General features: G+C 71.0%; 18 protein-coding genes. 11 read left to right on the top strand and 7 right to left on the bottom strand.

The genetic code is table 11. From position 1 onward, the window contains the following. Positions 1-11: 11 nt before the first annotated feature. The 3 genes from MJ607_RS09940 to pulA all read left to right on the top strand — a co-directional run bounded on the left by MJ607_RS09940 (position 12) and on the right by pulA (position 7885). Positions 12-1187, top strand: a complete 1176-nt coding sequence (locus MJ607_RS09940; RefSeq protein ID WP_243075431.1) for a bifunctional 2-methylcitrate synthase/citrate synthase — start codon at positions 12-14, stop codon at positions 1185-1187. After that, on the top strand, positions 1184-1639 hold the full coding sequence (locus MJ607_RS09945) for a hotdog fold thioesterase (RefSeq protein ID WP_243075432.1): 456 nt from the start codon (positions 1184-1186) through the stop codon (positions 1637-1639). The genes MJ607_RS09940 and MJ607_RS09945 overlap by 4 nt, the downstream gene beginning before the upstream one ends. A 180-nt stretch (positions 1640-1819) precedes the next feature. Next, on the top strand, positions 1820-7885 hold the full coding sequence (gene pulA / locus MJ607_RS09950) for a pullulanase-type alpha-1,6-glucosidase (protein ID WP_243075433.1): 6066 nt from the start codon (positions 1820-1822) through the stop codon (positions 7883-7885). Positions 7886-7962: 77 nt separating this feature from the next. On the opposite strand, the gene MJ607_RS09955 is transcribed toward pulA, so the two are convergent. Beyond that, the gene (locus tag MJ607_RS09955; protein WP_243075434.1) at positions 7963-10224 is read right to left on the bottom strand and encodes a choice-of-anchor I family protein; all 2262 of its coding nucleotides are present in this window, start codon (positions 10222-10224) and stop codon (positions 7963-7965) included. Between the two features lie 226 nt (positions 10225-10450). Between MJ607_RS09955 and MJ607_RS09960 the strand changes: the two genes are divergently transcribed. Genes MJ607_RS09960 through MJ607_RS09980 form a run of 5 tightly spaced genes read left to right on the top strand, consistent with a single transcriptional unit; the run spans position 10451 to position 15508 of the window. Beyond that, positions 10451-11623, top strand: a complete 1173-nt coding sequence (locus tag MJ607_RS09960) for an acyl-CoA dehydrogenase family protein (RefSeq protein WP_243075435.1) — start codon at positions 10451-10453, stop codon at positions 11621-11623. A 10-nt stretch (positions 11624-11633) separates the two neighbouring features. Beyond that, positions 11634-12410 (top strand): enoyl-CoA hydratase, encoded by a 777-nt coding sequence (locus MJ607_RS09965; protein ID WP_243075436.1) that lies wholly within the window; start codon positions 11634-11636, stop codon positions 12408-12410. Between the two features lie 19 nt (positions 12411-12429). Next, positions 12430-13200 carry an SDR family oxidoreductase gene (locus MJ607_RS09970; RefSeq protein ID WP_243075437.1) on the top strand — a complete coding sequence of 257 codons (771 nt, stop codon included), beginning with the start codon at positions 12430-12432 and terminating at the stop codon, positions 13198-13200. Continuing rightward, the gene (locus MJ607_RS09975) at positions 13197-14378 is read left to right on the top strand and encodes an acyl-CoA dehydrogenase family protein (protein ID WP_243075438.1); all 1182 of its coding nucleotides are present in this window, start codon (positions 13197-13199) and stop codon (positions 14376-14378) included. Before MJ607_RS09970 ends, MJ607_RS09975 begins: the two co-directional genes overlap by 4 nt. Continuing rightward, entirely contained in the window at positions 14375-15508 is a 1134-nt protein-coding gene (locus MJ607_RS09980) for a phosphotransferase family protein (RefSeq protein WP_243075439.1), read from the top strand. The genes MJ607_RS09975 and MJ607_RS09980 overlap by 4 nt, the downstream gene beginning before the upstream one ends. On the opposite strand, the gene MJ607_RS09985 is transcribed toward MJ607_RS09980, so the two are convergent. Continuing rightward, positions 15441-15977: a MarR family winged helix-turn-helix transcriptional regulator gene (locus MJ607_RS09985; protein WP_243075440.1), complete on the bottom strand. Its 537-nt coding sequence runs from the start codon at positions 15975-15977 to the stop codon at positions 15441-15443. The two genes, MJ607_RS09980 and MJ607_RS09985, sit on opposite strands and share 68 nt — an antisense overlap. A gap of 123 nt (positions 15978-16100) precedes the next feature. Here MJ607_RS09985 and MJ607_RS09990 point away from each other — a divergent pair, with 123 nt between their 5' ends. From MJ607_RS09990 to MJ607_RS10000, 3 genes are read left to right on the top strand one after another with little or no spacing between them, the layout of a single operon-like run. Continuing rightward, positions 16101-16877, top strand: a complete 777-nt coding sequence (locus tag MJ607_RS09990) for an electron transfer flavoprotein subunit beta/FixA family protein (RefSeq protein ID WP_243075441.1) — start codon at positions 16101-16103, stop codon at positions 16875-16877. Between the two features lie 8 nt (positions 16878-16885). Then, a complete protein-coding gene (locus MJ607_RS09995; RefSeq protein WP_243075442.1) occupies positions 16886-17860 on the top strand; it encodes an electron transfer flavoprotein subunit alpha/FixB family protein in 975 nt (324 codons plus the stop codon). A gap of 6 nt (positions 17861-17866) precedes the next feature. After that, the gene (locus MJ607_RS10000; RefSeq protein WP_243075443.1) at positions 17867-19630 is read left to right on the top strand and encodes a cytochrome b/b6 domain-containing protein; all 1764 of its coding nucleotides are present in this window, start codon (positions 17867-17869) and stop codon (positions 19628-19630) included. A gap of 41 nt (positions 19631-19671) precedes the next feature. Here the strand turns inward: MJ607_RS10000 and MJ607_RS10005 are convergent, their stop codons facing one another. The 5 genes from MJ607_RS10005 to MJ607_RS10025 are packed head-to-tail and all read right to left on the bottom strand — an operon-like array spanning position 19672 to position 24352. Beyond that, entirely contained in the window at positions 19672-20637 is a 966-nt protein-coding gene (locus tag MJ607_RS10005) for an aldo/keto reductase (RefSeq protein WP_243075444.1), read from the bottom strand. Next, positions 20634-21563, bottom strand: a complete 930-nt coding sequence (locus MJ607_RS10010; protein WP_243075445.1) for a dihydrodipicolinate synthase family protein — start codon at positions 21561-21563, stop codon at positions 20634-20636. The genes MJ607_RS10005 and MJ607_RS10010 overlap by 4 nt, the downstream gene beginning before the upstream one ends. Positions 21564-21588: 25 nt before the next feature. Next, positions 21589-22527 (bottom strand): dihydrodipicolinate synthase family protein, encoded by a 939-nt coding sequence (locus MJ607_RS10015; RefSeq protein ID WP_243075446.1) that lies wholly within the window; start codon positions 22525-22527, stop codon positions 21589-21591. Next, positions 22524-23441, bottom strand: a complete 918-nt coding sequence (locus tag MJ607_RS10020; RefSeq protein WP_243075447.1) for a carbohydrate ABC transporter permease — start codon at positions 23439-23441, stop codon at positions 22524-22526. The genes MJ607_RS10015 and MJ607_RS10020 overlap by 4 nt, the downstream gene beginning before the upstream one ends. Then, positions 23438-24352, bottom strand: a complete 915-nt coding sequence (locus MJ607_RS10025) for a carbohydrate ABC transporter permease (RefSeq protein ID WP_243075448.1) — start codon at positions 24350-24352, stop codon at positions 23438-23440. The genes MJ607_RS10020 and MJ607_RS10025 overlap by 4 nt, the downstream gene beginning before the upstream one ends. Positions 24353-24386: the final 34 nt, after the last annotated feature.

A 24386-nucleotide genomic window follows, 5' to 3' on the forward strand; every position in this document is an offset into this window, starting at 1 on the left:
AAGGAGAACCCATGACTGACACGATCGAGATCAAGAAGGGCCTCGCGGGGGTCACCGTCGACTACACCGCGGTGAGCAAGGTCAATCCCGACAGCAACTCGCTGCTGTACCGGGGCTACCCCGTGCACGAGCTCGCGGCGACGCAGCCGTTCGAGGCGGTCGCCTACCTGCTGTGGCACGGCGAGCTCCCGACGGATGCCGAGCTCGAGGCGTTCCGCACGCGCGAACGATCGCATCGGGCGCTCGACGCCAACGTCAAGCAGGCGATCGACCTGCTGCCGCTCGAGGCGCACCCCATGGACGTCGTCCGCACGGCGGTCTCGGTCATCGGCGCCTGCGACCCGACCACGTACGACAACTCGCCCGAGTCGGATCTCGCGAAGGCGGAGCGGCTCTTCGGCAAGCTCCCCGCGATCGTCGCGTACGACCAGCGCCGTCGCCGTGGCGAGGAGCCGATCGCGTCGCGCGACGACCTGGACTACTCGCACAACTTCCTGTGGGTGACGTTCGGCCAAGAGCCCGACGCGACGGTCGCGGCCGCGTTCAACGTGTCGATGATCATGTACGCCGAGCACTCCTTCAACGCGTCGACGTTCACGGCGCGCGTCATCACGAGCACGATGGCAGACCTCTACTCGGCGGTCGTCGGGGCGATCGGCGCGCTCAAGGGCGCGCTGCACGGCGGCGCGAACGAGGCGGTCATGCACATCTTCGACGAGATCGGATCGGCCGACAACGTCGGCCCGTGGCTCGACGAAGCGCTCGCCGAGAAGCGCAAGATCATGGGCTTCGGGCACCGCGTGTACAAGAAGGGCGACTCGCGCGTCCCGACGATGAAGGCCGCCCTCGACACGCTCGTCGAGCACTACGACGCGCACGACCTCGCGGCCCTCTACGACGCCCTCGAGACCGAGTTCGTCGGGCGCAAGGGCATCTACCCCAACCTCGACTACCCGTCGGGCCCCGCGTACCACCTGATGGGCTTCGACACGCTGACCTTCACGCCGCTGTTCGTCGCGGCGCGGATCGTCGGCTGGACGGCGCACATCGTGGAGCAGACGGCGTCCAACGCGCTCATCCGCCCACTGTCGGCCTACAACGGACCCGACGAGCGGCACATCGACGGCTATGTTCCGGATGCCGCGCAGCGCGATGCCGCCGAGCGCGCGGAAGAGGCAGCGGTGTGAGCATCTGGTTCGGCGAGGTCTCGGCCGTCCCGCTCAACGCGATGGCGGGCGGGACGCTCATCGAAGGCCTCGGCATCGAGATGCTCGAGGTGCGGGACGACGCCGTCGTCGCGCGCATGCCGGTCGACCACCGCACGGTGCAGCCGGCCGGCGTGCTGCACGGCGGCGCGTCGGTCGCGCTCGCCGAGACGCTCGCCTCGTGGGCGGGCTATCTCGCGGTCGATCGCGAGAAGTTCCACGTCGTGGGCCAGGAGATCAACGCCAACCACATCCGCCCGGTCTTCTCGGGCTGGGTCACGGCGACGGCGACGCCCGCCGCCATCGGGCGGCGCAGTCACGTGTGGGAGGTCCGGATCGTCGACGACGCGGGCAAGCTCGTGTGCATCTCGCGGTGCACGCTCGCCGTCATCGAGCAGCGCAGCACCTACGGCACCGCGGAAACCCGGGGCTGACACCGCTGCAAGCGCTTCCGCGCACGCGCCGAGAAGGGCGCGGGCGCGGCATCAGCGAATCCTAGATGAGGGTTCTCTCATTATGTAAGCGCTTGCATTCTGTCCCACCCACGCGCTAGCGTCGCAGACACCGCAGCCGGGCACGTCGCCGTGCCCGCTCCATCCTCAGGAGCCACTGAAGTGTCGAAGACGACTGCCGCACGCCGCCGCGTGCTCGCCACCCTCCTTGCCGCCGCGCTCGCCCTCACGGGTGGCGTGACGGCCCTTGCGGCTCCGGCCGCCGCCGCCGAGCGCACCTTCGCTCTCGTCGGCGACCTGCAGAAAGAGCTCGGATGCTCGGACGACTGGCAGCCGGAGTGCGCCGCGACCGAGCTCGAGCCGACGGATGACCCGAACATCTACGCAGCCGAGTTCGAGGTGCCCGCAGGGTCGTGGCTGTACAAGGTCGCCGTCGACGACGGCTGGGGAGAGTCGTACGGCCTGAACGGCGGCAACGACAACGCTCCGCTGACGGTCGCCGGGCCCTCGAGGCTGCGGTTCGTCTTCGACGACGTGCAGCACCGGATCGGCGTCGAGGTGCTGTCGGTGCGCGCGGGCTACACGGCCGAGGACGACGCCCTCGTCGCGCCGCCCGTCCGCCAGGCGGGCAGCGGCGAGCAGTTCTACTTCGTCATGACCGACCGCTTCGCCAACGGCGACACCGCCAACGACACGGGCGGGCTCGCGGGCGACCGCCTCACGACCGGCTTCGACCCGACGAGCACGGGCTTCTACAACGGCGGCGACATCGCGGGCCTGCACGACAACCTCGACTACATCGCGGGCCTCGGCACGAGCGCGATCTGGCTCACGCCGAGCTTCAAGAACAAGCCCGTGCAGGGCGCCGGCGCCGACGCGAGCGCGGGCTACCACGGCTACTGGATCACCGACTTCACGCAGATCGACCCGCACCTCGGCACGAACGCCGAGCTCGAGTCCTTCATCGCGGCGGCCCACGCCAAGGGCATCAAGGTCTACTTCGACATCATCACGAACCACACGGCCGACGTCATCTCGTACGCCGAGGGCACGAATTCCTACGTCGACATCGGCGACTCGCCCTACCTCGACGCCGACGGCAACGAGATCAAGATCGACGAACTCGCGGGCGGCGACACGTTCCCGGCGCTCGACCCCGCGACCTCGTTCCCCTACACGCCCGTCATCGCGGATGCCGAGAAGGACGTCAAGGTGCCCGCCTGGCTCAACGACCCGACGCTGTACCACAACCGCGGCGACTCGACGTGGGCCGGAGAGTCCGTCACGTACGGCGACTTCGTGGGGCTCGACGACCTCATGACGGAGCATCCCGCCGTCGTCGACGGCTTCGTCGACGTCTACGACGCATGGATCGACCTCGGCATCGACGGCTTCCGCATCGACACCGCCAAGCACGTGAACTTCGAGTTCTGGGAGAAGTGGACGACCGAGGTCCTCGACTACGCCCACGCGAACGGCAAGCCCGACTTCTTCATGTTCGGCGAGGTCTACGACGCCGACCCGACGAAGCTCGCTCCGTACGTGCGCCAGACCGACATGAACTCGGTCCTCGACTTCACGTTCCAGTCCGCCGCGAGCTCGTTCGCCGGCGGCGGCCCCGTGAAGAACCTCAGCACGATGTTCGCGGGCGACGACCACTACACGACGTCGGACTCGTCGGCGACGGCGCTGCCGACCTTCCTCGGCAACCACGACATGGGCCGGATCGGGTACTTCCTCAACGGCAAGACGAGCCAGCTGCAGCGCGACCTGCTCGCGCACGATCTGCTCTTCCTGAGCCGCGGCCAGCCCGTCGTCTACTACGGCGACGAGCAGGGCTTCGCGGGCACGGGCGACGGCAAGGACCGCCACTCGCGTCAGACTCTCTTCGCGAGCGACATCGCCGAATACACGGACCAGCCGCTCGTAACCGGCGAGGCGGCCGGCTCGCAGGACCGCTACGCGACCGACGCCCCCGTGTACGCGCACATCGCCGAGCTGTCCGCCCTGCGCGAGGCGCACCCCGCGCTCGCGGACGGCGCGCAGATCGAGCGCTACGCGGCCGACAGCGCGGGCGTCTACGCCTTCTCGCGCGTCGACCGCGACGAGAAGGTCGAGTACCTCGTCGCGACGAACAACGCCACGACCGAGCAGACCGTCCCGGTGACGACGCTCACGGCGGGTGCGACGCTGACGCCCGTCTACGGCGGGGGAGCGGCTGTGACGACGGATGCCTCGGCCGCGGCATCCGTCACCGTGCCCGCCCTCTCGACCCGCGTCTTCAAGGCCGACCGCCCCGTCTCGGCGCCCGCTGAGGCCGCGGCGATCAAGGTCGAGGCTCCCGTCGCGGGTGCCGGGCTCACGGGCTCGGTCGCGGTCTCGGCCGAGACGTCGAACACGTGGCGCGAGACGAGCTTCTCGTGGCGCGTCGCGGGCTCGGACGACTGGCACGCGCTCGGCACGGCCGAAGACACCGCGCCCGGCGTCTTCCACGACATCGAGGGCCTCGCGGACGGCACGCTCGTCGAGTACCGCGCGGTGTCGACGGATGCCGCGGGCCATCGCTCGGCGGACTCGACGTACGCGTCGGTCGGTCACCGCGTGAACCTCGCGACGGCGCCCGTCGATCCCGAGGACCCGGAGGAGCCCGAGCCGCAGGGGCCGGCGCCGGACTACGCCGCCGTCAGCGTCCCCGGCAGCTTCAACGACGAGGCGGGATGCCCCGAGCACTGGCAGCCGGCCTGCGGCCTCGTGCAGATGACGAAGCAGAAGGGCGACATCTGGGCGCTCGAGCTCTCGAGCCTGCCGGCGGGCACGTACGAGTACAAGATCGCGATCAACAAGGAGTGGACCGAGAACTACGGAGCGGGCGGCGCGCCCGGCGGCGGCAACATCACGCTGAAGCACACCGCCGACGGTCCCGTCTCGTTCTTCTTCGACGCGCGCACGAAGAACGTCTGGTCGACGGCGGACGGCCCCGTCGTCACGCTGCCCGGGTCGCTGCAGAGCGAGCTCGGCTGCACCGAGGACTGGCAGCCGACGTGCCTCGCCACGATGATGTTCGACCAGAACCACGACGGCACGTTCCAGTACACGACCGACGACCTGCCCACCGGCTCGTACGAGGTCAAGGTCATGCACAACCGATCGTGGGACGAGAACTACGGCGCGGGCGGCGCTCCCGGCGGCGCGAACATCGGCTTCAGCGCGACGCTGGGCAAGGTCACGACCTTCCGCTACGACATCGCGACGCACCTGCTCACCGTGAAGTCGGCCGACCCGCCGCTCGCCGGCACGGGCGAGCTGCGCGCGCACTGGATCGACGCCGAGACGATCGCGTGGCCCGCAAACCTCGGGTCCACGGCGGCTGACGCGCAGTGGCAGCTGTATTCGTCGACGGATGCCGCGCTCGCCGTCTCTCCCGACCGCGTGATCACGGGCGGCGATCCGATCGCCCTGACCCGCATCGCGGGGGGCCTCACGGCCGAGCAGAAGGGCACCTTCCCCGCGCTCGCGTCGTACATCGCGCTGCACGTCGACGGGCAGGATCGGGATGCTGCCGCCGCGCTGCTGAAGGGCCAGCTCATGGTCGCTCAGCGGAACGCAGCGGGAACCCTGACCGCCTTCACGGGCGTGCAGATCCCGGGCGTGCTCGACGACCTCTACGCGGACGCCGTCGAGGACCTCGATCTCGGCGTGACGTTCCAGGGGAACAAGCCGACGTTCCGGCTGTGGGCTCCGACGGGGCAGTCCGCGACGCTCCTGACCTGGGAGGCGGGCGCCACCGGCGACCCCGTGCCCCACGAGGCGACGTGGGACGCGGCATCCGGAACCTGGACGGTCAAGGGCAAGAAGGACCTCAAGGGCGACGAGTACCTGTGGGAGGTCGTCGTCTACGCGCCGACGACGCAGAAGATCGAGACCAACCAGGTCACGGACCCGTACTCGTTCGCGCTGACCGAGAACTCGAAGAGGTCGGTCGCGGTCGACCTCGACGACAAGAGCTGGAAGCCGAAGCAGTGGGAGAAGACGGCGGCGCCCGTCGTCGAGCGCCCCGTCGACCGCGCGATCTACGAGCTGCACATCCGCGACTTCTCGGCGACGGACGAGACGGTGCCGGCGGATCTGCGCGGCACGTACCTCGCCTTCACGCAGAAGAGCGCGGGCACGGCGCAGCTGAAGCAGCTCTCCGACGCCGGCATCAACACGGTGCACCTGCTGCCGTCGTTCGACATCGCGTCGATCGAAGAGGACAAGGCGGCGCAGCAGACGCCCGCGTGCGACCTCGCGGCGCTGCCGGCCGACTCCGCGGAGCAGCAGGCGTGCGTCTCGGCGGTCGCGGCGACCGACGCCTTCAACTGGGGCTACGACCCGTACCACTACTCGGTTCCCGAGGGCTCGTACGCGACCGACCCCGAGGGCGGCGCGCGTGTCTCGGAGTTCCGCTCGATGGTCGGCGCGCTGCACGGCCTCGGCCTGCAGGTCGTGCTCGACGAGGTGTTCAACCACACGGCCGAGTCGGGTCAGGGTGCGAAGTCGGTGCTCGATCGGGTCGTGCCGGGCTACTACCAGCGCCTCAACGCGGCCGGCAAGGTCGAGACCTCGACGTGCTGCCAGAACGTCGCGACCGAGCACGAGGTGGCGCAGAAGCTCATGGTCGACTCCGTCGTCACATGGGCGCGCGACTACAAGGTCGACGGCTTCCGCTTCGACCTCATGGGGCACCACTCGAAGCAGAACATGCTCGCGATCCGCGCGGCGCTCGACGAGCTCACGCTGAAGAAGGACGGCGTCGACGGCAAGGCGATCTACCTGTACGGCGAGGGCTGGAACTTCGGCGAGGTGACGAACAACGCGCTGTTCGAGCAGGCGACGCAGGGGCAGCTCGGCGGCACGGGCATCGGCACGTTCAACGATCGCCTGCGCGACGGCGTGCACGGTGGCAGCCCGGTCCGCGAGTCGACGTACGAGCAGGGCTTCGGCACGGGCCTGGGCACCGACCCGAACGGCCGCAGCGGCACGGCCGAGGAGCAGCTCGCGACGCTCGGCGACATGACCGACCTCGTGAAGATCGGACTCACGGGCAACCTGCGCGACTTCGAGTTCACATCGGCCGACGGCACCGTCAGGTCGGGCGCCGAGATCGACTACAACGGCGCCGAGGCCGGCTACGCCGACCAGCCCGACGAGACGATCAACTACGTCGACGCGCACGACAACAACACGCTGTACGACCTGTCGGTGCTCAAGCTGCCGACAGACACGTCGATGGCCGACCGCGTGCGCATGAACACCCTGTCGCTCGCGACAGTGACGCTCTCGCAGTCGCCGTCGTTCTGGCACGCCGGCACGGAGCTCCTGCGGTCGAAGTCGCTCGACGACAACAGCTACAACGCGGGCGACTGGTTCAACCGGATCGACTGGACGGGCCAGGAGTCGACCTTCGGGTCGGGCCTGCCGATCCAGGCCGACAACGGCGACCGGTGGAGCATCCTCGGGCCGCTGCTGGCGAACCCGGCGCTCAAGCCGGGCGCGTCCGACATGGCGGCGGCCGAGGCATCCGCCCTCGACCTGCTGAAGGTGCGCGAAGAGGTCGACCTGCTGCGCCTGGGGTCTGCCGCGCTCATCGAGCAGAAGGTCACGTTCCCGAACAGCGGGACGGATGCCGCTCCCGGCGTCATCGTGATGCTCATCGATGACCTGCTCGGCAAGGACGTCGATCCCGCGCTCGAGGGTGCGCTCGTCGTCTTCAACGCCTCGCCCGAGGCGACGACGCAGGCGATCCCGTCGCTCGCGGGCCGCGGCTTCGCTCTGACACCGGCGCTCGCGAACGGCTCCGACGCCGTCGTGAAGACGACGTCGTGGGATGCCGCGACCGGCACCGTGACGGTGCCCGCGCGGTCGGTCGCGGTGCTCGTGGACCGCCAGCCCGTCGGCACGACGGTGCTCGCGGCCCCGAGCCGGCTCGCAGCTCCCTTCGGCACGTCAGTCAAGATCGTCGGCAAGGTGCTCGCGGACGACGGCAGCGCCCCGCAGGGGACTGTCACGGTGAGCGACAACGGCAAGGTCGTGGCGACGGCATCCGTCACCGCCGCGGCGAAGGGCAAGCTCGACATCGCGCTGCCGAAGCTCGCGAAGGGTGTGCACCTGCTGCGCGTCTCGTTCACGGGGGCCGACGGCTGGTCTGACTCGAAGGCGGTCCTTCCCGTGCCGGTGCTCGTGCACTGACCCGCGGGGCGCGCCGCGCACGCAGAAGGCCCCGAGCGACCTCGTGAGTCGCCCGGGGCCTTCTGCCGCGCGCTGCGTCAGCGGACGATGACCGCCCCGAGGTCGATCGTCGGCGACACCGCGGTGTCGCCCGCGTAGTTCGCGACGATGGGGTGCGTGCCGCGCGGGAGCATGCCGACCGGGAGGGCGACGTCGAAGCCCGATCCGTCGAGGGTTCCCGTGAAGGTCTTGCCGTTGACCTTGACCTTGACGGTGCCGGTCGGCACCGTCGCCCGCGTCGCGTAGTTCGACGGACGCACGCTGACCGTGACGACGACGGCCGTCGACGTCGTGACGGTGCGCGGCGACGTCGTGACGAGCGCGATGGGCTGGAACCGCACGAGCGCCGGCGCCGACGTGGCGACCGTGCTGCCGGCATCCCGCTGCGTCCCCGTCACACGGACCGAGAGCTCGCGCCCCGCATCGAGCAGCGAGACGCGGTACGTGCGGCTCGTCGCGTTGCGGATGGGCTCCCCGTCGAGCAGCCACTGGTAGCCGAACGTCACCCGGCCGGCGCCGACGCCCTGCCATGTTCCCGGGTCGGCCGTGAGCTGCCGCAGGACGTCGGGGCTGCCCGTGATCGTCGGAGCCGCCGTGTTGACGGGCGCGAGCAGGTCGACCACTGAGAAGAGCGTCGTCGTGCCGGATACCTCGTTGGCGACGGCGAGCAGCGGTGCCCCCGTCGCCGAGGCGGCCGCGGGGATGAACGTGACGCCCTCGGGGCCGAGGTCGCCCGCCTGCGACAGCACCGCCGACGGGTCGTCGGCGTCTTCGACCGAGACGGAGAAGTCGCGGTTGTTGACGTAGGTGACGAATCGGGATGCCGCGGGGTCGGTGATGTCGTAGACCGCGATGCCGCCCACCCGCTCGAGGCCGACGAACGCGTACGTGCGGTCGTGGACGGTGCCGATCGCGAGGCTCTCGGGCTCGGGTCCCTTGTCGTCGCTGCGACCCTCGGCGGCCGAGACCGTGTGGTTGGAGTTGAAGAACGCGGGGTTCGCGTCGTGCGTGACGCGCTCGAGTGAGTCGCCCGAATCGAACACCTGCGTGCCGTCGGTCTTCCAGATCGAGAACGAGCGCCCGCCGAACGCGTACAGCTCGCTGTAGCAGCCCTTGTCGGTGTCGAAGCCGAGCTCGGTCGTGACGTTGAGGCGGCCGAGCTGGTCGCCTGCGAGCGAACCGGCGAGCGTGCTGTCAGCGCACACGGGGCCGTAGCCGTCCGTCGCGAGCGCGCCGACGCGCGAGACTTCGGAGTAGTCGCCCCACTCGCGGGCATCTCCCTCGTCGGCGGTCACGAGATACGTCTCGCCGCCCGCCCGGTACGACGTGATGCCGTCGGGCGAGTAGACGCCGAAGAGGCCCTCGAACGTGCGGATGTCGAAGGTCGGCGCGTCCCGCGGATCGCGGTCGCTCGGATCGATGCCGCTGCCCGCGACCGAGTGGTCCTTGAAGCCGAGCGGCAGGATGTCGCTGACCGTCGCCGTCGCGAGGTCGACGACCGCGACGGCGTTGGCCTCCTGCAGCGCCGCGTACGCGGTGCCGCCGTCGACCGCGATGTACTCGGGCTCGAGGTTGCGGCTCACGCGCAGGTCGTCGCCGTGGGGCGCGGGTCCGTAGATGCGGACGCCCTCCGGCACGGTCTTCGCGCCGCCCGCCTCGAAGGCGTGGAAGTCGGCCGTGCGCACGGCGCTCTGCGCCGGCGCGCCGTATCCCGCCGGCGGGAGCGTGACGATCGAGATCGAGCCCTCGGGGTCGCTCGAGAAGTCGTCGGCGGGCTCGCCCTCGTTCGCGACGACGGCGTACGCGCCGTCGGGCGAGATCGTCACCATGTCGGGCTGCGCGCCGACCGTCACTTCGCCGAGCGGATAGGCGACGTCGGCCGTCGCGTCGAAGAAGAGCAGGTGGCCGGGGTCGGTCTTGACGAGCGCCTCGAAGGCGACGACGCCGATGCCGGACGGCGTGATCGCGATCGAGTTCGCGACGCCCTCCGACGACACCGCGAACAGCTCGGTGATGGCGGCGGGGTTCGAGTAGTCGAGCACGCTGACGGAGCCCGCCTGCGCGTTGACGACGAACAGCCGATCGCCGAAGGCCTGGACGATCTCGGCGCCGGACTCGTCGAAGACGCCGGTCTCGAACGTGCCGGCGGGCGTCAGCGCGAGCGCCGCGTCGTCAGCCGAGGTCGCGATCAGGTCGGGCACGATCGCGGCGCTCGCCGCGACGGCGGGGGCGAGCGCGAGCGCGCCGATGAGGGTGGCCGTCGCGGTGATCGCGACGGCTCTGCGGGCGTGGGAAGGCATGGGTGTCCTCGGGGTGTGCGGGCGACGGGAACGCGCGACTGCGCCCTCCCGTCCTATCGCCGAGGAGTGGCGGGCCGGTGAACGGCGGGGAACGGGATGCCGGACGGTCGTCTGGCGTGCGGTGCGGCATCCGTCATCTCCCAGGTCGCAGGACACCCGACCGAATACTAGGAAGTCCATGTAAACTGAGCACAGTGACAATGCCGTCCCACAAGGAAGTCGCACAATGACCCTGGAACTCCCGCTCGAAACCACCGCAGTCGTCCCGTCCCTCTCGGCGGAGGAGCGCACCGCGATCCTCGAGGCCGTGCGTGACTTCGCGCAGTCCGAGATCGCGCCGCACGCGCTCGAATGGGATGCCGCCGAGCACCTGCCGCGCGACGTGCTCGCCCAGGGCGGAGAGCTGGGCCTCGGAGGCCTCTACACGCGCGAGGACGTCGGCGGCACGGGCCTCTCGCGCAGCGACACGGCCGCGGTCGTCGAGGAGCTCGCGAAGGCCGACCCGTCCCTCGCTGCGTACATCTCGATCCACAACATGGTCGCGTGGATGATCGACAGCTACGGCACCGACGAGCAGCGCCAGGAGTGGCTGCCGAAGCTCGTCACGATGCGCGATCTCGGCGCCTACTGCCTCACCGAGCCCGGCGCCGGATCGGATGCCGCCGCCATCGCGACGACCGCGATCCGGTCCGGTGACGACTACGTGCTGACGGGCGTCAAGCAGTTCATCTCGGGCGGGGGCGTGGCATCCGTCTACATCGTCATGGCTCGGACGGGCGAGCCGGGCGCTCGCGGCATCAGCGCGTTCCTCGTGCCGGACGGGGTCCCGGGACTCTCGTTCGGCGTCAACGAGCACAAGATGGGCTGGAAGGCCCAGCCGACCAGGCAGGTCATCCTCGACGAGGTGCGCGTGCCCGCGTCGAGCATGCTCGGCGCCGAAGGGCAGGGGTTCAAGATCGCGATGTCGGCACTCAACGGCGGCCGCATCAACATCGCCGCGTGCTCGCTGGGCGGCGCTCAGTGGGCGCTCGACCGTGCCGTGCAGTACGTGCACGAGCGCTTCACGTTCGGCGAGCCGCTCGCCGAGAAGCAGGCTGTCGTCTTCGCCCTCGCCGACATGGCCACCGACCTGCAGGCGGCCCGCGCGTTGGTTCGGGATGCCGCGCACGCGCTCGACACGAAGGCGCCCGACGTCGCGATGCAGTGCGCGATGGCCAAGCGGTTCGCGACGGACGCGGGGTTCCGCGTCGCGAACGAGGCGCTGCAGCTGCACGGCGGCTACGGCTACCTCGCCGACTACGGCATCGAGAAGGTCGTGCGCGATCTGCGCGTGCACCAGATCCTCGAGGGAACGAACGAGATCATGCGCGTCATCATCGGCCGGGAGCTGCTCGGTTAGCCTCGGACCCATGACCGAATACGCCACGATCCTGGTCGAGACGCGCGGACGCGTCGGCTGGATCACGATCAACCGACCCGAGGCGCTCAACGCGCTCAACACGCAGGTGTGCGCCGACATCGTCGCCGCGGCGACGGCGTTCGACGCCGACGAGGGCATCGGCGCGATCGTCGTCACGGGGTCGGAGCGCGCCTTCGCGGCGGGCGCCGACATCAAGGAGATGGAGTCCAAGACCGGCCTCGAAATGCTCATGGGCGACCACTTCGGCGGGTGGGCGCAGTTCGCGTCGGTGCGCACGCCGGTCATCGCGGCGGTCTCGGGCTACGCGCTCGGAGGCGGCTGCGAGCTCGCCATGATGTGCGACCTCATCCTCGCCGCCGACACCGCGAAGTTCGGCCAGCCCGAGATCAACCTCGGGGTCATGCCCGGCATGGGGGGCTCGCAGCGGCTCATCCGCGCGGTCGGCTACTACAAGGCCGCCGATCTGATCCTCACGGGACGAATGATGGATGCCGCCGAGGCCGAGCGCGCCGGGCTCGTGTCGCGCGTCGTCCCCGCCGCCGACCTGCTCGACGAGGCCGCGAAGGTGGCCGACACGATCGCCGCGAAGTCGCTGCCGTCGCTCTACGCCGCGAAGGCCGCGCTGGATGCCGCCATGGAGACGCCGCTCGCCGAGGGGCTCCGCTTCGAGCGCCACGTCTTCGCGAGCCTGTTCGACACCGCCGACCAGAAGGAGGGCATGGCCGCCTTCCGCGAGAAGCGGTCGCCCGACTTCACCAACCGCTGACCCGCACGACGGGGATCTCATGAGTGCAGCCGACCTTCCGCTCTCGGGCCGCGTCGCCGTCGTCACGGGCGCCAGCCGGGGCATCGGACTCGCGATCGCCCACCGGCTCGCGGCGGCGGGCGCCTCCGTGTGCATCACCGCGCGACGCGCGGAACCTCTCGAGGAGGCGCTTGCCGAGTTCGCGCCCGGCACGGCGATCGCCGTCGCGGGCGGCGCCGACGACCCCGATCACCGCGAGGACGCCCTCGTGCGCACCGTCGCGCAGTTCGGCGGCCTCGACATCCTCGTCAACAACGCGGGGATCAACCCCGTCTACGGGCCGCTGCGCGACCTCGACCTCGCAGCGGCGCGAAAGATCCTCGAGGTCAACGTCGTGGGCACGCTCGCGTGGACGCAGGCGGCGCTCGCGCACGGCCTGGGCGACGGCGCGGCGGGCGGCTCGGTCGTGAACCTGTCGTCGGTCACGGGGCAGACCCCGGCCGAGGGGATCGGCTGGTACGGCATCAGCAAGGCCGCCGTCGCGCACCTCACGCGCACGCTGGCGGTCGAACTCGCCCCGCGCGTGCGGGTCAACGCCGTCGCGCCGGCGGTCGTCAAGACGCGCTTCGCCCGCGCGCTCTACGAGGGGCGCGAGGAGGAGGTCGCGTCGGGCTACCCGCTCGGCCGCCTCGGTGTTCCCGAGGACGTCGCCGAGGCCGTCGCGTTCCTGTGCGGCGACGGTGCGTCGTGGATCACGGGCCAGGTGCTGACCCTCGACGGCGGTCTGCTCTCGGCAGGAGGCAGCGCGTGAGCGATCTCGTGGAGCGGACGCGCGCGTTCGTGCGCGAGGTCGTGATGCCCGCCGAGCCCGGGTGGGGCGAGGCGCTCGACGACGCGACGCTCGCCCGACTGCGTGCCGCGGCGCGCGACGCAGGCGTCTACGCGCCGCACGCGCCCGTCGCCTTCGGAGGCCTGGGCCTGCCGATCCGGGAGTGGTCGCCCGTCTTCCAGGAGGCCGGCTACTCGCCCATCGGGGCGGCGGCCCTGAACTGCATGGCTCCCGACGAGGGCAACATGCGCCTGCTCGAACTCGTCGCGTCGCCCGAGCAGCAGGAGCGCTGGCTCGCACCGCTCGTCGCGGGCGAGACGCGGTCGAGCTTCGCGATGACCGAGCCGCACCCCGGCGCGGGGTCCGACCCCGATGCGCTCGCAACGACGGCGCGCCGCGTCGACGCCGGCTGGGTCATCGACGGGCGCAAGCGCTTCATCTCGGGCGCTGAGGCCGCCGACTTCGCGATCGTCATGGCCCGCACCGACGAGGTGGGCGGCGCCACGATGCTCCTCACGCCGCTCGACGCGCCGGGCGTGACGATCGGTCCGTCGATCCGCACGATCGAGGCGGCGATCGGGGGCGGGCACCCGTACGTGACGTTCGAGGGATGCTTCGTCCCCGACGCCGATGTCCTGGGCGAGCCGGGCGCCGCGTTCCGCTACGCGCAGGTGCGCCTCGCCCCCGCGCGCCTCACGCACTGCATGCGCTGGCTCGGCCTCGCGCGGCGCGCATTCGACACGGCTCTCGACCGAGCGAACTCCCGCGAGCTCTTCGGCCAGCGACTCCGCGACCTCGGGGTCGCCCAGGCGCTCCTCGCCGACAGCGCGATCGACCTCGCGACCTCGGACGCCGTGATCGACAAGGCCGTCGCCGCCGTCGATTCCGGCGACACGCGCGCCGCAGCGACGCTGTCCTCGATCGCGAAGGTGCACTGCTCCGAGGCCGTCTTCCGCGTCATCGACCGCGCCGTGCAGCTGTGCGGCGGTGACGGCGTCAGCTCGGGACTCCCGCTCATCCAGTACCTCAACGAAGTGCGGCCGTTCCGCATCTACGACGGCTCGAGCGAGTCGCACCGCTGGGCGATCGCGCGGCGCGCGGCATCCGCCCGCGAACGCGCTGTGCAGGCGGGCGAGCCGCGCCTCGACGTGGTGCCGTGACGGACGCGGTCACGGACGACGTCGCGGCGACGCGAGCCGACGCCGAGCGGATGCCGCGTCCTCCGCTGCTCGTGGTCGACGAGTTGGCGGCATACCTGGCGCGCGAGGGCATCGGCGAGGGGCCCCTGTCGTGGCGCCGCATCGGCGACGGGCATTCCAACGTCACGTACCTCGTCGAGGTCGGCGGGCGGAGCGTCGTCCTGCGCCGCGGTCCCCGCCCGCCGCTGCCGCCGACGACGCACGACATGGTGCGTGAAGCGCGCGTGCAGCGGCTGCTGCGCGCCGAGGGGGTGCGAGTGCCCGAGATCCTCGCCGTGTGCGAGGACGCCTCGGTTCTCGGCGTGCCCTTCTACGTCATGGAGCATCTCGACGGCGTCGTCGTGACGGATGCCGTGCCCGCGGTGCTCGAGGGAGACCGCGCGCGCATCCCGCTCGTCGCGATCGACGCGCTCGCCGACCTGCACGCGGTCGACGTCTCGCAGCCGCCGCTCGCGGAGCTCGGCAGGCCGGACGGGTACCTCGTGCGCCAGGTCGAGCGCTTCGCATCGCTGTGGGGGACGGTTTCGCGCCGGTCGATCCCGGCCGTCGAGACGCTCGCCGACTGGCTCGCCGCCCAGCGCCCCCTCTCGCAGCGCGCGAGCGTCGTGCACGGTGACTATCGCATCGGCAATCTCATGCTCGCGCCGCACGCGCCCGTTGAACTCAACGCGATCCTCGACTGGGAGATGGCGACGCTCGGCGATCCGCTCGCCGACCTCGGCTACTTCGCCGCCACGTACGCCGAGGCGGACTCGGCCGAGACGCCTCTCGAGCTGAGCCCCGTGACACGCCTGCCGGACTTCCCCTCGCGGCGGGCTCTCATCGACCGCTACGTCGAGCGGACCGGCGCCGACGTCGGCGCGCTCGACTGGTATCGCGCGCTCGCCCTGTGGAAGGCTGCCGTGTTCTGCGAGGCGATCCACACGCGCTGGCTCGACGGCGAGCGCCCCGGCGACACGTTCGCGCCGACCCTCGAGCGGGGCGTTCCCGCGCTTCTGGCCGAGGCCGCTCGGGCGGCGGGGGTCAGAGCGGATCCGGAGCCGGCCGGGGATCCGAGAAGTCGCCCGCGTCCTTCCGGAACCGCGCGATGATCCGCACGAGCTCGGTCGTGTCGTCCTCGGTCAGCCCCGGCTGCTCGAAGATCTCGGCGTTGAGCGCCGTCGTCGCGCCCTCCACGAGCGCGCGCCCCTCATCCGTGAGCACGAGCATCGCGGCGCGCCCGTCGACGGGATGCGGCTCGCGCACGACGAGGCCGTCCCGGACGAGCCGGTCGACGGTGTTCGTGACGCTCGTCGGATGCACCTGCAGGCGTGCGATGGCGCTCGCCATCGGCATCCGTCCCGCTCGTGTGAAGGCGAGCAGCCGCAGCATCTCGAACCGCGCGAACGACAGACCGAACGGCCGCAGGACCGCGTCGATGCGCGCGAGCATGAGCTGCTGCGCGCGGATGACCGACGTCACGGCCGACATGCCGGCGGCCGCATCCGACCAGCCGTGCGCGACCCACTGTCGCTTCGCCTCGGCGATCGGATCGACGGGCAACGGCGATTGCCTCGGCATGCGGCACCTCCCTCGCAGCGTGTCCCACGGTAGCGCCGTCCGGGGCTCGTCACGGGGCTCCGCGCGGGTGCGTCTGCTCACGGTGCGCGCCATAGACTCGACGGGAAGAAGGAGCGGAGCCGCATGAAGATCGTCGTCCTGGTCAAGGAAGTCCCGGACACCTACGGAGACCGCAAGCTGTCGCTCGAGACAGGGCTTGCCGACCGAGGTGCGTCGGAACGGGTGCTCGACGAGATCGGCGAGCGCGCGCTCGAGGTCGCCCTCTCGTACGCCGACAAGACACCCGGCACCGAGGTCGTCGTGCTCTCCATGACGTCCGAGGCGTCGGCCGCGACGGTGCGCAAGGGGCTCGCGATGGGCGCGGCGTCGGCCGTGCAGGTCGTCGACGACGGACTGCTCGGCGCCGACCTGGGCCTCACCGCCGAAGTGCTCGCGGCGGCGCTGCAGCGCACGGGCTTCGACCTCGTGATCGGCGGCAACCTCTCGACCGACGGGTCGGGCGGGGTCATCCCCGCGATGGTCGCCGAGCTGCTCGGCGTGCCGAGCGTGACGGCGCTCAACTCGATCGCGATCACCGACGGCGGCATCTCGGGCGAGCGCGCGTCGGACGGCGCGACGCTCGCGGTGTCGGCACCGCTGCCCGCCGTCGCCTCGATCACCGAGGCACTGCCGGACGCCCGCTTCCCGAACTTCAAGGGCATCATGGCGGCGAAGAAGAAGCCGTTCGAGACGCTCTCGCTCGCCGACCTCGGCATCGAGCCCGAAGACCACTCCGCATCGCGATCGATCATCATCGGCCTGACCGAGAAGCCCCCGCGTCAGGCGGGCGTCAAGATCACCGACGAGGGCGACGCGGGCGAGAAGCTCGCCGAGTTCCTCATCCAGAACCGGCTCGCGTAAGGGGCGACATGGCGAACTTCGCTGAAGACTCGATCCTCGTCCTGCTGGATGTCACGCCCTCGGGCGCGCTCGCCAAGTCGTCGGCGGGGCTGCTCGGCGCGGCCGCGTCCATCGGCACTCCCGTCGCCGTGATCGTGGGCGCCGATGCCGCATCCCTCGCGTCCGCCGCCGGCGACCTGGGCGCGGCCGTCGTGCTGACCGCCGCAGGCGACGCGGCGCAGCTCACGGTGCCGGCCGTCGACGCGCTCGCCGCGGCCGTGGATCTCGTGCGCCCCGACGCCATCCTCGTGTCCAACTCGATCGAGGGTCGCGACGTCGCCGGCCGGTACGCGGCGCGGTCGCGGTCGGGCCTCGCGGTCGACGCCGTCGCCGTCTCGCGCGACGCCGAGGGCGTCGTCGCCCACCACTCCGTCTACGGCGGCGCCTACAACGTCGACTCCGCCGTCACGTGGGGCGCGCCCGTCATCACGATCCGGCAGGGCGCGGTCGACGCGCGGGCCGAGGCGCGCACGCCCGAGGTCGAGGCGCTCGAGGTGCGCGCGTCGGGCAAGCCCGCGGCATCCGTCGACTCCGTCGAAGAGGCCGTCGTCGCGTCGTCGCGTCCCGAGCTGCGTGGCGCTGCTCGCGTCGTGTCCGGCGGTCGCGGACTCGGCTCGGGCGAGAAGTTCGCCCTCGTGGACCAGCTCGCCGACGCCCTCGGTGCGGCCGTCGGCGCGTCGCGCGCCGCCGTCGACGCGGGCTACGTGCCGCAGTCGTACCAGGTCGGGCAGACGGGCGTCTCGGTGTCGCCGCAGCTGTACGTCGCGCTCGGCATCTCGGGCGCGATCCAGCACAAGGCGGGCATGCAGACGGCCAAGACGATCGTCGCGATCAACAAGGATCCGGATGCCCCGATCTTCGACATCGCCGACTACGGCGTGGTCGGCGACCTCTTCACCGTCGTGCCGCAGCTGATCGCGGCCCTCGAGGCGAAGAAGGCGTAGCGCGCGGTGGCGACGTTCTCTCGGTCGATCCGGCGCGGGCTGCCGCGCGTCGCAGGAGGCGAGGCGTGGCCTCCGTCGAACGGCGTCGCCGCTGCCGTCCCGGTCGCTGAGCCGGTCTCCACGGGCGCTGAGCTCGCCGAAGCGTCGAACGTCGCGGTCGCCCCCGCGGTCGCTGAGCCTGCCGAAGCGTCGCCGGTCACCACGGTCGCCGACCCCTCGGCAAGCTCCGGGACCGATGGGGCGTTGAGTTCCGCCGGGGACGCCGGGTCCGCTGCTCTGCGCCGCGGCCTGCCGCGAGTGCCGGGCGGCGAGCCCTGGCCGCCGGCCGACGTCGTCCCGGCGGGTGCCGTCGCCGGCGCTGCCGCCGTCGTGACTGCTCAGGAGCGGCAGACGGTGGGTGCCGACGCCGGTGACCCGCACAGTGCCGCCGGGGAGGCGACGAGCTCAGCTGCTCAGCAGCGGCACACGGTGGGTGCCGGTGCAGTCGACCCGCCCATTGCCGCCGGGGAGAGGCTGCGCCGCGGCCTGCCGCGCATCGCGGGAGGAGAGGCGTGGCCCGCGGCCACTGCCGTGCGGACGACTCGTGTCCTGGACGACCCCTCGGCAAGCTCGGGGACCGTGGTGGAGTCGGAGACCGGGGTGGAGGAGCCGGTCGTCGAGCCCGCCGCAACCGTGACCGAGCCGGAGGTCCCCGCACCCGTCCGACGCGGCCTGCCGCGCACGCCGGCGACCGAGACCACCGCACCCGCCGTCGCGACAGCGGCCGAGGCCGTCGCCCTCGCCGACCGCGCGCCGCTGCCGTTCACCCGCACCGTCTGGCCGGGGGCGGCGGCGAAGGCTCGCCCGAAGCCCGCGCCCGAACCCCAGCGCATCGGACCCTTCACGAAGGCCCAGTGGGCCGGTGCCGTCATCGTCGGCGGCGCGGGGCTCCTTTTCGCGGCGGGGATGGCCGTCGTCTTCACGCGGTGGTTCCTGAGCCTCGAGTTCATGCAGGAGTTCCTCGTCGCGTTCCCGGGCGAGTACCACCTGCCCGAGGGGGCGCCCGTCGGCATGCCGCCGTGGCTCGGGTGGCAGCACTTCTTCAACGTGTTCCTGATGGTGCTCATCATCCGGTCGGGGCTCACGATCCGCAGCGAGAAGCGTCCGAGCGTGTTCTGGTCGCCCAAGAGCAACGGCCGCCGCAAGATGAGCCTCACGATGTGGTTCCACCAGGCGCTCGACCTGCTGTGGATCATCAACGGGGTGCTGTTCGTCGTGCTGCTGTTCGTCACGGGGCAGTGGATGAAGATCGTGCCGACGTCGTGGGAGGTCTTCCCGAACGCGATCTCGGCGGGCCTGCAGTACGTGTCGCTCGACTGGCCGACCGAGAACGGCTGGGTCAACTACAACTCGCTGCAGCAGCTCGCGTACTTCACGACGGTGTTCATCGCGGCGCCGCTCGCGATCATCACGGGGGCGCGCATGTCGTGGGTGTGGCCGAAGGACGCCAAGCGGCTCAACCGCATCGTCGACGTCGAGTGGGCGCGCAAGCTGCACTTCCCCGTGATGCTCTACTTCGTGCTGTTCATCCTCGTGCACGTCGCGCTCGTCTTCGCGACGGGGGCGCTGCGCAACCTGAACCACATGTACGCGTCGCAGGATGTCGTCAACTGGACGGGCTTCTGGATCTTCGCCCTGTCGCTCGTCGTCATCGCAGCGGCCTGGATCGCCGCGCGGCCGCTCGTCATCGCGCCGATCGCCCGCCTGTTCGGCAAGGTCACGGCGCGCTGACGGTCAGCGGCCGCTCATCTCGCGGATGAGAGCGACCGGCGTCACCAGGCGTAGGCCTCGGGGGCGGGTCCTCCGGGGCCGGGCCATACGGCGTCGAGCGCCTCGAGCACGAGCGGCTCGACCGCGACTTCGGCGGCCGGGACGAGCGCATCGAGCTGCTCGGCCGTGCGGGGGCCGACGATCGTCGCGTCGACGCCCGGTCGGCTGAGCAGCCACGCGAGCGCGAGCACGGGCATCGAGACGCCGGCCTCGTCCGCGAGGGCCGCGGTGCGGTCGAGGGCGTCGCGGTGCGCGGCGAGGCGAGCCGCGAACTCGGGAGTCGCACGCCGGCCGCTCGAGCCGCCCGTGCCCGCGAGGAGGCCGCCCGCGAGCGGGCTCCACGCCACGACGCCGATGCCGAGATGCTGGGCCGCCGGCAGCACCTCCAGTTCGACCGTGCGCTGGGCGAGGCTGTACACGGACTGCTCCGAGATGATCCCGAGGCCGCCGCGCGCTCGCGCCTCGCCCTGTGCGACGGCGAGATGCCAGCCCGCGAAGTTCGACGAGCCCGCGTAGAGGATCTTGCCCTGCGCGCGCAGGACGTCGAACGCCTCCCATACCTCGTCCCACGGCGCGCCCCGGTCGATGTGGTGCATCTGGTAGACGTCGATGTGGTCGGTGCGCAGGCGCCGCAGCGACGCGTCGCACGCGCGGCGGATGTTGAGCGCCGACAGTCCGCCGTTGTTGGGCCAGGCATCCGTCTGCTCGAAGACCTTCGTCGCGAGGACCGTCCGCTCACGGCGCCCGCCGCCCTGCGCGAACCATTCGCCGAGGATCTCCTCGGACGCGTGCGGGCGGTCGGCGGGGCCGTAGCGGTTGGCCGTGTCGATGTAGTTGATGCCCACGGCGTGCGCGCGGTCGAGAATCGCGTGGGAGCCCTGCGTGTCGACGTGTGACCCGAAGTTCATCGTGCCGAGGCACAGCCGCGACACCTCGAGCCGCGAGCGGCCCAGGGTCGTGTGCCTCACGAGCGCGCGCCCGACCGCGCGGCCTGCGCCGCGGCGTCGAGCAGCTCGGCGATCGCTCGGGCGTCGGCGACGTCCACGTCGGACGGGCGCCAGCGCGACCTCGTCGTGAAGCCGACGCCGGCGCGGGCCTCGACGATCGCCTTCGCAGACCCGGGGTAGGTGGGGCCCATGCGGTCCTCCACCTGGGCGAGCAGGTCCTGCAGTTCGCGCGCCCGCGCCGTCGCCCCGTCGCGCGCGACGATGTCGCCGAGCTCGGCCACGAGGTCGGGAGCGACATTGACGACCCAGCCGGAGAGCCCCGCGACGCCCACCGCGAGGGAGTCGACGTGATCTTCGATGCCGGCGTTGAAGATCTGCAGGCCTGCGCTGGATCCGATCCGCACGCGCGTGGCCATGACGGCCGTGTCGTGGCTCGTCTCCTTGAGGAACGAGAAGCGGCCCGTCGCGGCGATCCACTCGAGGAGCTCGTCCGAGAGCAGCCGGTGGTACGGCAGCGGGCACTCGTACACGCCGAACGTCACGCCCGGGTTCGCGTCGAGCACGGCGCGCGCGACCTCGACGAACACCGACTCGTCGTCGCCCTCGTGAAGGACCACCGAGGCGATCAGCACGACGACGTCGACGCCCGCCTCGGCGAGCCGGCTCGCGGCCTCCGCCGTCGCGGCGGGCGTTCCGTGCTCGGCGATCGCGGCCGCGACGGGTACGCGGCCCGCCGCGCGCCGTACGACGCGGGCGGCGACCGCGAGCCGCTCCGGCTCGCTCAGCTGGAACATCTCTCCCGACAGCGCGACGGGGAACAGTCCCGTCGAGCCCTCGTCGATGAGCCAGTCGACGTAGCGGTCGACGGTCTCGAAGTCGACTTCGTCGCGGGTGGTGAACGGCGTCAGCATGACGGGCCAGGCGCCGTGGTGCGCGGGGCGGGACAAGGGGGCCTCCAGTGGTGGGGAGCGGTCAGCGGGCGGGACTCAGGCGTGCGCGCCCGAGCGGAAGATCGTGAATCAGCCGGGCGAGCTGCCGAAGCGGCTCGCCCTCGTGGTCGCCGATGCGCTCGGGCTTCCAGCGGCTCCGCGCGCGCCACGACAGTCGCGACGACACGTCGAGCAGATACTTCGCGGATGTCGGATACCTCAGGTTGATGCTGTGCTCCGTGACCGTCAGCACGCGCTGGACGGTCTCGACGTCGGCATCGTCGTCGTGCGCGTGCCGGCAGAGCCAGTCGACGAGCTCGGGGTACACGTTCGCGGCGTAGCCGGAGAAGCCTGCGGCGCCGAGTCGCACGGAGTCGCGCAGCGACGCGATCGCGGCGTTGTAGAGACTCACGCGGGAGTCGCCGAGGGCCTCGAGACGCCTCTGCATCGTCGGCAGCGAATGGCTCGTGTCCTTGAAGAACGTGAAGCGGTCGGTCTCGCCGAGCCAGCCGACGGTCTCGTGTGGGAGCAGTCGCTTGAACGGCAGGGGGCACTCGTAGACGCCGAGGTCGACGCCGGGAGCGGCATCCATGATCCCCTCGACGGTGCGTCGCCACTCGCTGTCGCGCGCATCCATCGGGGCGACGAGCGACGAGGCGAGCACGACAGCCGAGACGCCTGTCGCGCTCATCTCGACGACGCGATCGGCTTGTCGCGCGACCTCCCCCGAGGCCGTCGCCGTCGCGACGACGGGCACGCGGCCCGCCGCGCGCTCGACGACCCGCGCCGCGAGGGCGACCTGCTCGTCGTCGCTCAGGTCGTACATCTCGCTCGAGAGCGACACCGTGAACAGGCCCGCGGCGCCGAGCTCGATGAGCCAATCGGTGTAGGCGTCGACGGCGTCGACGTCGATCGAGAGGTCCTCGCGAAACGGCGTCAGGACGACGGGCCACGCGCCCGGAGGCAGGGTCGCGGCGGTCATCCCTTGAGCGATCCGCTCACGAGGTCCAGTCGCCAGTAGCGCTGGAGGAAGAGGAACAGCAGGATCAGCGGGATGATCGCGAGGAGGCATCCCATGATGACCAGATTGAAGACGTTCAGCTGATCGGTGCCCTGGTTCATCATCGCGTAGAAGCCGACCGTCAGCGGGAAGGTCTCTTCGCGGCTGAGCATGATGTACGGCAGCAGGAAGTTGTTCCAGATCGCGACGAACTGCAGCAGGAAGATCGTGATGAGTCCCGGCACCATGGCGGGCAGGCCGATCGAGCGGAACAGCCGCCATTCGCTCGCGCCGTCGAGGCGTCCCGCCTCGAGCAGCTCGTTCGGGACGACCGCGGCGGCATAGATGCGCGCGAGGTAGATCGAGAACGGGCTGATCGCGAACGGCAGCAGCACCGACCAGTAGGTGCCCGCGATGCCGAGCTTGGCGAGCAGCAGGTACTGCGGGATCGCGAGCACGACACCGGGGATCAGCACGCCGATGAGCAGGAACGTGAAGACGAGCTGCTTGCCGCGGAACTCGTACTTCGCGAGGGCGTAGCCCGCGGCAGCGGCGACGGCCGTCGCCGCAAGCCCTCCGCCGACCGAGAACAGGATGCTGTTGCCGCTCCACACGAGGAAGGCGCCGTCGCCGAACTGCAGCAGTGCGACGAGATTCTCGAAGAAGCCGCCCGTGAAGCTGGGGACGAGCGTCGAGGTCGTGAACAGCTCGCCCGCGCTCTTCGTCGAGGCCGCGAGCAGCCAGTACACCGGGAAGAGCGAGTACGCGGCGCCGACGAGGAGCATGACGGTCGGCCAGAAGCCGCCCTTGGGCGCGGCGGGCCGGCGCGGAGCGTCGGGGGCGGCGAGGCGAGGGTTCACCGGGGCGGACCGGCGGGTCTCGGTCGCGGCGCTCATGACTCTCCTCCGAAGGCGCGGGTGCGCAGCAGGCGCAGCAGGCCGAGGCTCGCGACCATCGTCACCACCGTGATGATGACGGCGGTCGCGGATGCCCCGTACAGGTCGTTGGTGACGAAGGCGTCGCGGTAGACGAGCATCATCGGCACCCAGTCGGACGTGATCGAGTTCGTCAGGGTCATCATCATGTTGGGCTCGCTGAAGATCTGGAGGGCGCCGATGACGGTGAACAGGCCCGTCAGGATGACGCTGGGGAGGATGAGCGGCAGCTTGATCCGCAGCGCGAGCTGCGTCTCGCTGCAGCCGTCGAGACGAGCCGAGTCGTAGATCTCCTGAGGCAGTCCGCGCAGAGACGTGTAGAGGATCACCATGTTGAATCCGATGGCGCCCCAGATGCAGACGTTCGCGACGGCGAAGAAGACCGAGGCCCCCTCGAGCGGATCGGGGACGGGCAGGCCGAAGAGCGTGAAGAGCTCGCCTGCGGGGCTCACGCCGGGCAGGTACATGAAGCCCCACATGACGGCGGCGATGACGCCGGGCACGGCGTAGGGGACGAAGATCGAGATGCGCGAGAAGCGCGTGAAGCGGCTCGAGAGGTGGTCGAGCAGCAGCGCGAACAGCAGCGCGAGGCCCATCGTGATGGGGACGGCGATGAGTGCGAGGACGAGCATGCGCCCGAACGAGGCGAGCAGTGCCGGGTTGGTGAGCGAGCGGACGTAGTTGTCGAGGCCCACGAAGACGTCGGTGGCGATGCCGATTCCGGATGCCGTCACGCGGCGTCCCTGGAGGCTCAGGAAGACCGTGTAGACGAGCGGCGCGAACAGCAGGCCGGCCGAGAGGACGATGGCGGGGGCCAGGAAGAGCCACGGCGCGACGCGAGGTCGGTGGCTATGAGTGCGGAGAAGGGTCATGGCTTCCTTTCGGGTGGGCCCGGAGCTTGCGGGC

This window comes from Microbacterium sp. SS28 (assembly GCF_022761035.1).
GTDB lineage: Bacteria > Actinomycetota > Actinomycetes > Actinomycetales > Microbacteriaceae > Microbacterium.

What these genes read in the sequence shown, in the direction of transcription:
- MJ607_RS09955 (WP_243075434.1), bottom strand. Translation starts at nt 10,224, where the DNA reads ATGCCTTCCCACGCCCGCAGAGCCGTCGCGATCACCGCGACGGCCACC.
- MJ607_RS10015 (WP_243075446.1), bottom strand. Translation starts at nt 22,527, where the DNA reads ATGACCGCCGCGACCCTGCCTCCGGGCGCGTGGCCCGTCGTCCTGACG.
- MJ607_RS09965 (WP_243075436.1), top strand. Translation starts at nt 11,634, where the DNA reads ATGACCGAATACGCCACGATCCTGGTCGAGACGCGCGGACGCGTCGGC.
- MJ607_RS10025 (WP_243075448.1), bottom strand. Translation starts at nt 24,352, where the DNA reads ATGACCCTTCTCCGCACTCATAGCCACCGACCTCGCGTCGCGCCGTGG.
- MJ607_RS09940 (WP_243075431.1), top strand. Translation starts at nt 12, where the DNA reads ATGACTGACACGATCGAGATCAAGAAGGGCCTCGCGGGGGTCACCGTC.
- MJ607_RS09960 (WP_243075435.1), top strand. Translation starts at nt 10,451, where the DNA reads ATGACCCTGGAACTCCCGCTCGAAACCACCGCAGTCGTCCCGTCCCTC.
- MJ607_RS09970 (WP_243075437.1), top strand. Translation starts at nt 12,430, where the DNA reads ATGAGTGCAGCCGACCTTCCGCTCTCGGGCCGCGTCGCCGTCGTCACG.
- MJ607_RS09985 (WP_243075440.1), bottom strand. Translation starts at nt 15,977, where the DNA reads ATGCCGAGGCAATCGCCGTTGCCCGTCGATCCGATCGCCGAGGCGAAG.
- MJ607_RS09995 (WP_243075442.1), top strand. Translation starts at nt 16,886, where the DNA reads ATGGCGAACTTCGCTGAAGACTCGATCCTCGTCCTGCTGGATGTCACG.
- MJ607_RS10020 (WP_243075447.1), bottom strand. Translation starts at nt 23,441, where the DNA reads ATGAGCGCCGCGACCGAGACCCGCCGGTCCGCCCCGGTGAACCCTCGC.
- MJ607_RS09990 (WP_243075441.1), top strand. Translation starts at nt 16,101, where the DNA reads ATGAAGATCGTCGTCCTGGTCAAGGAAGTCCCGGACACCTACGGAGAC.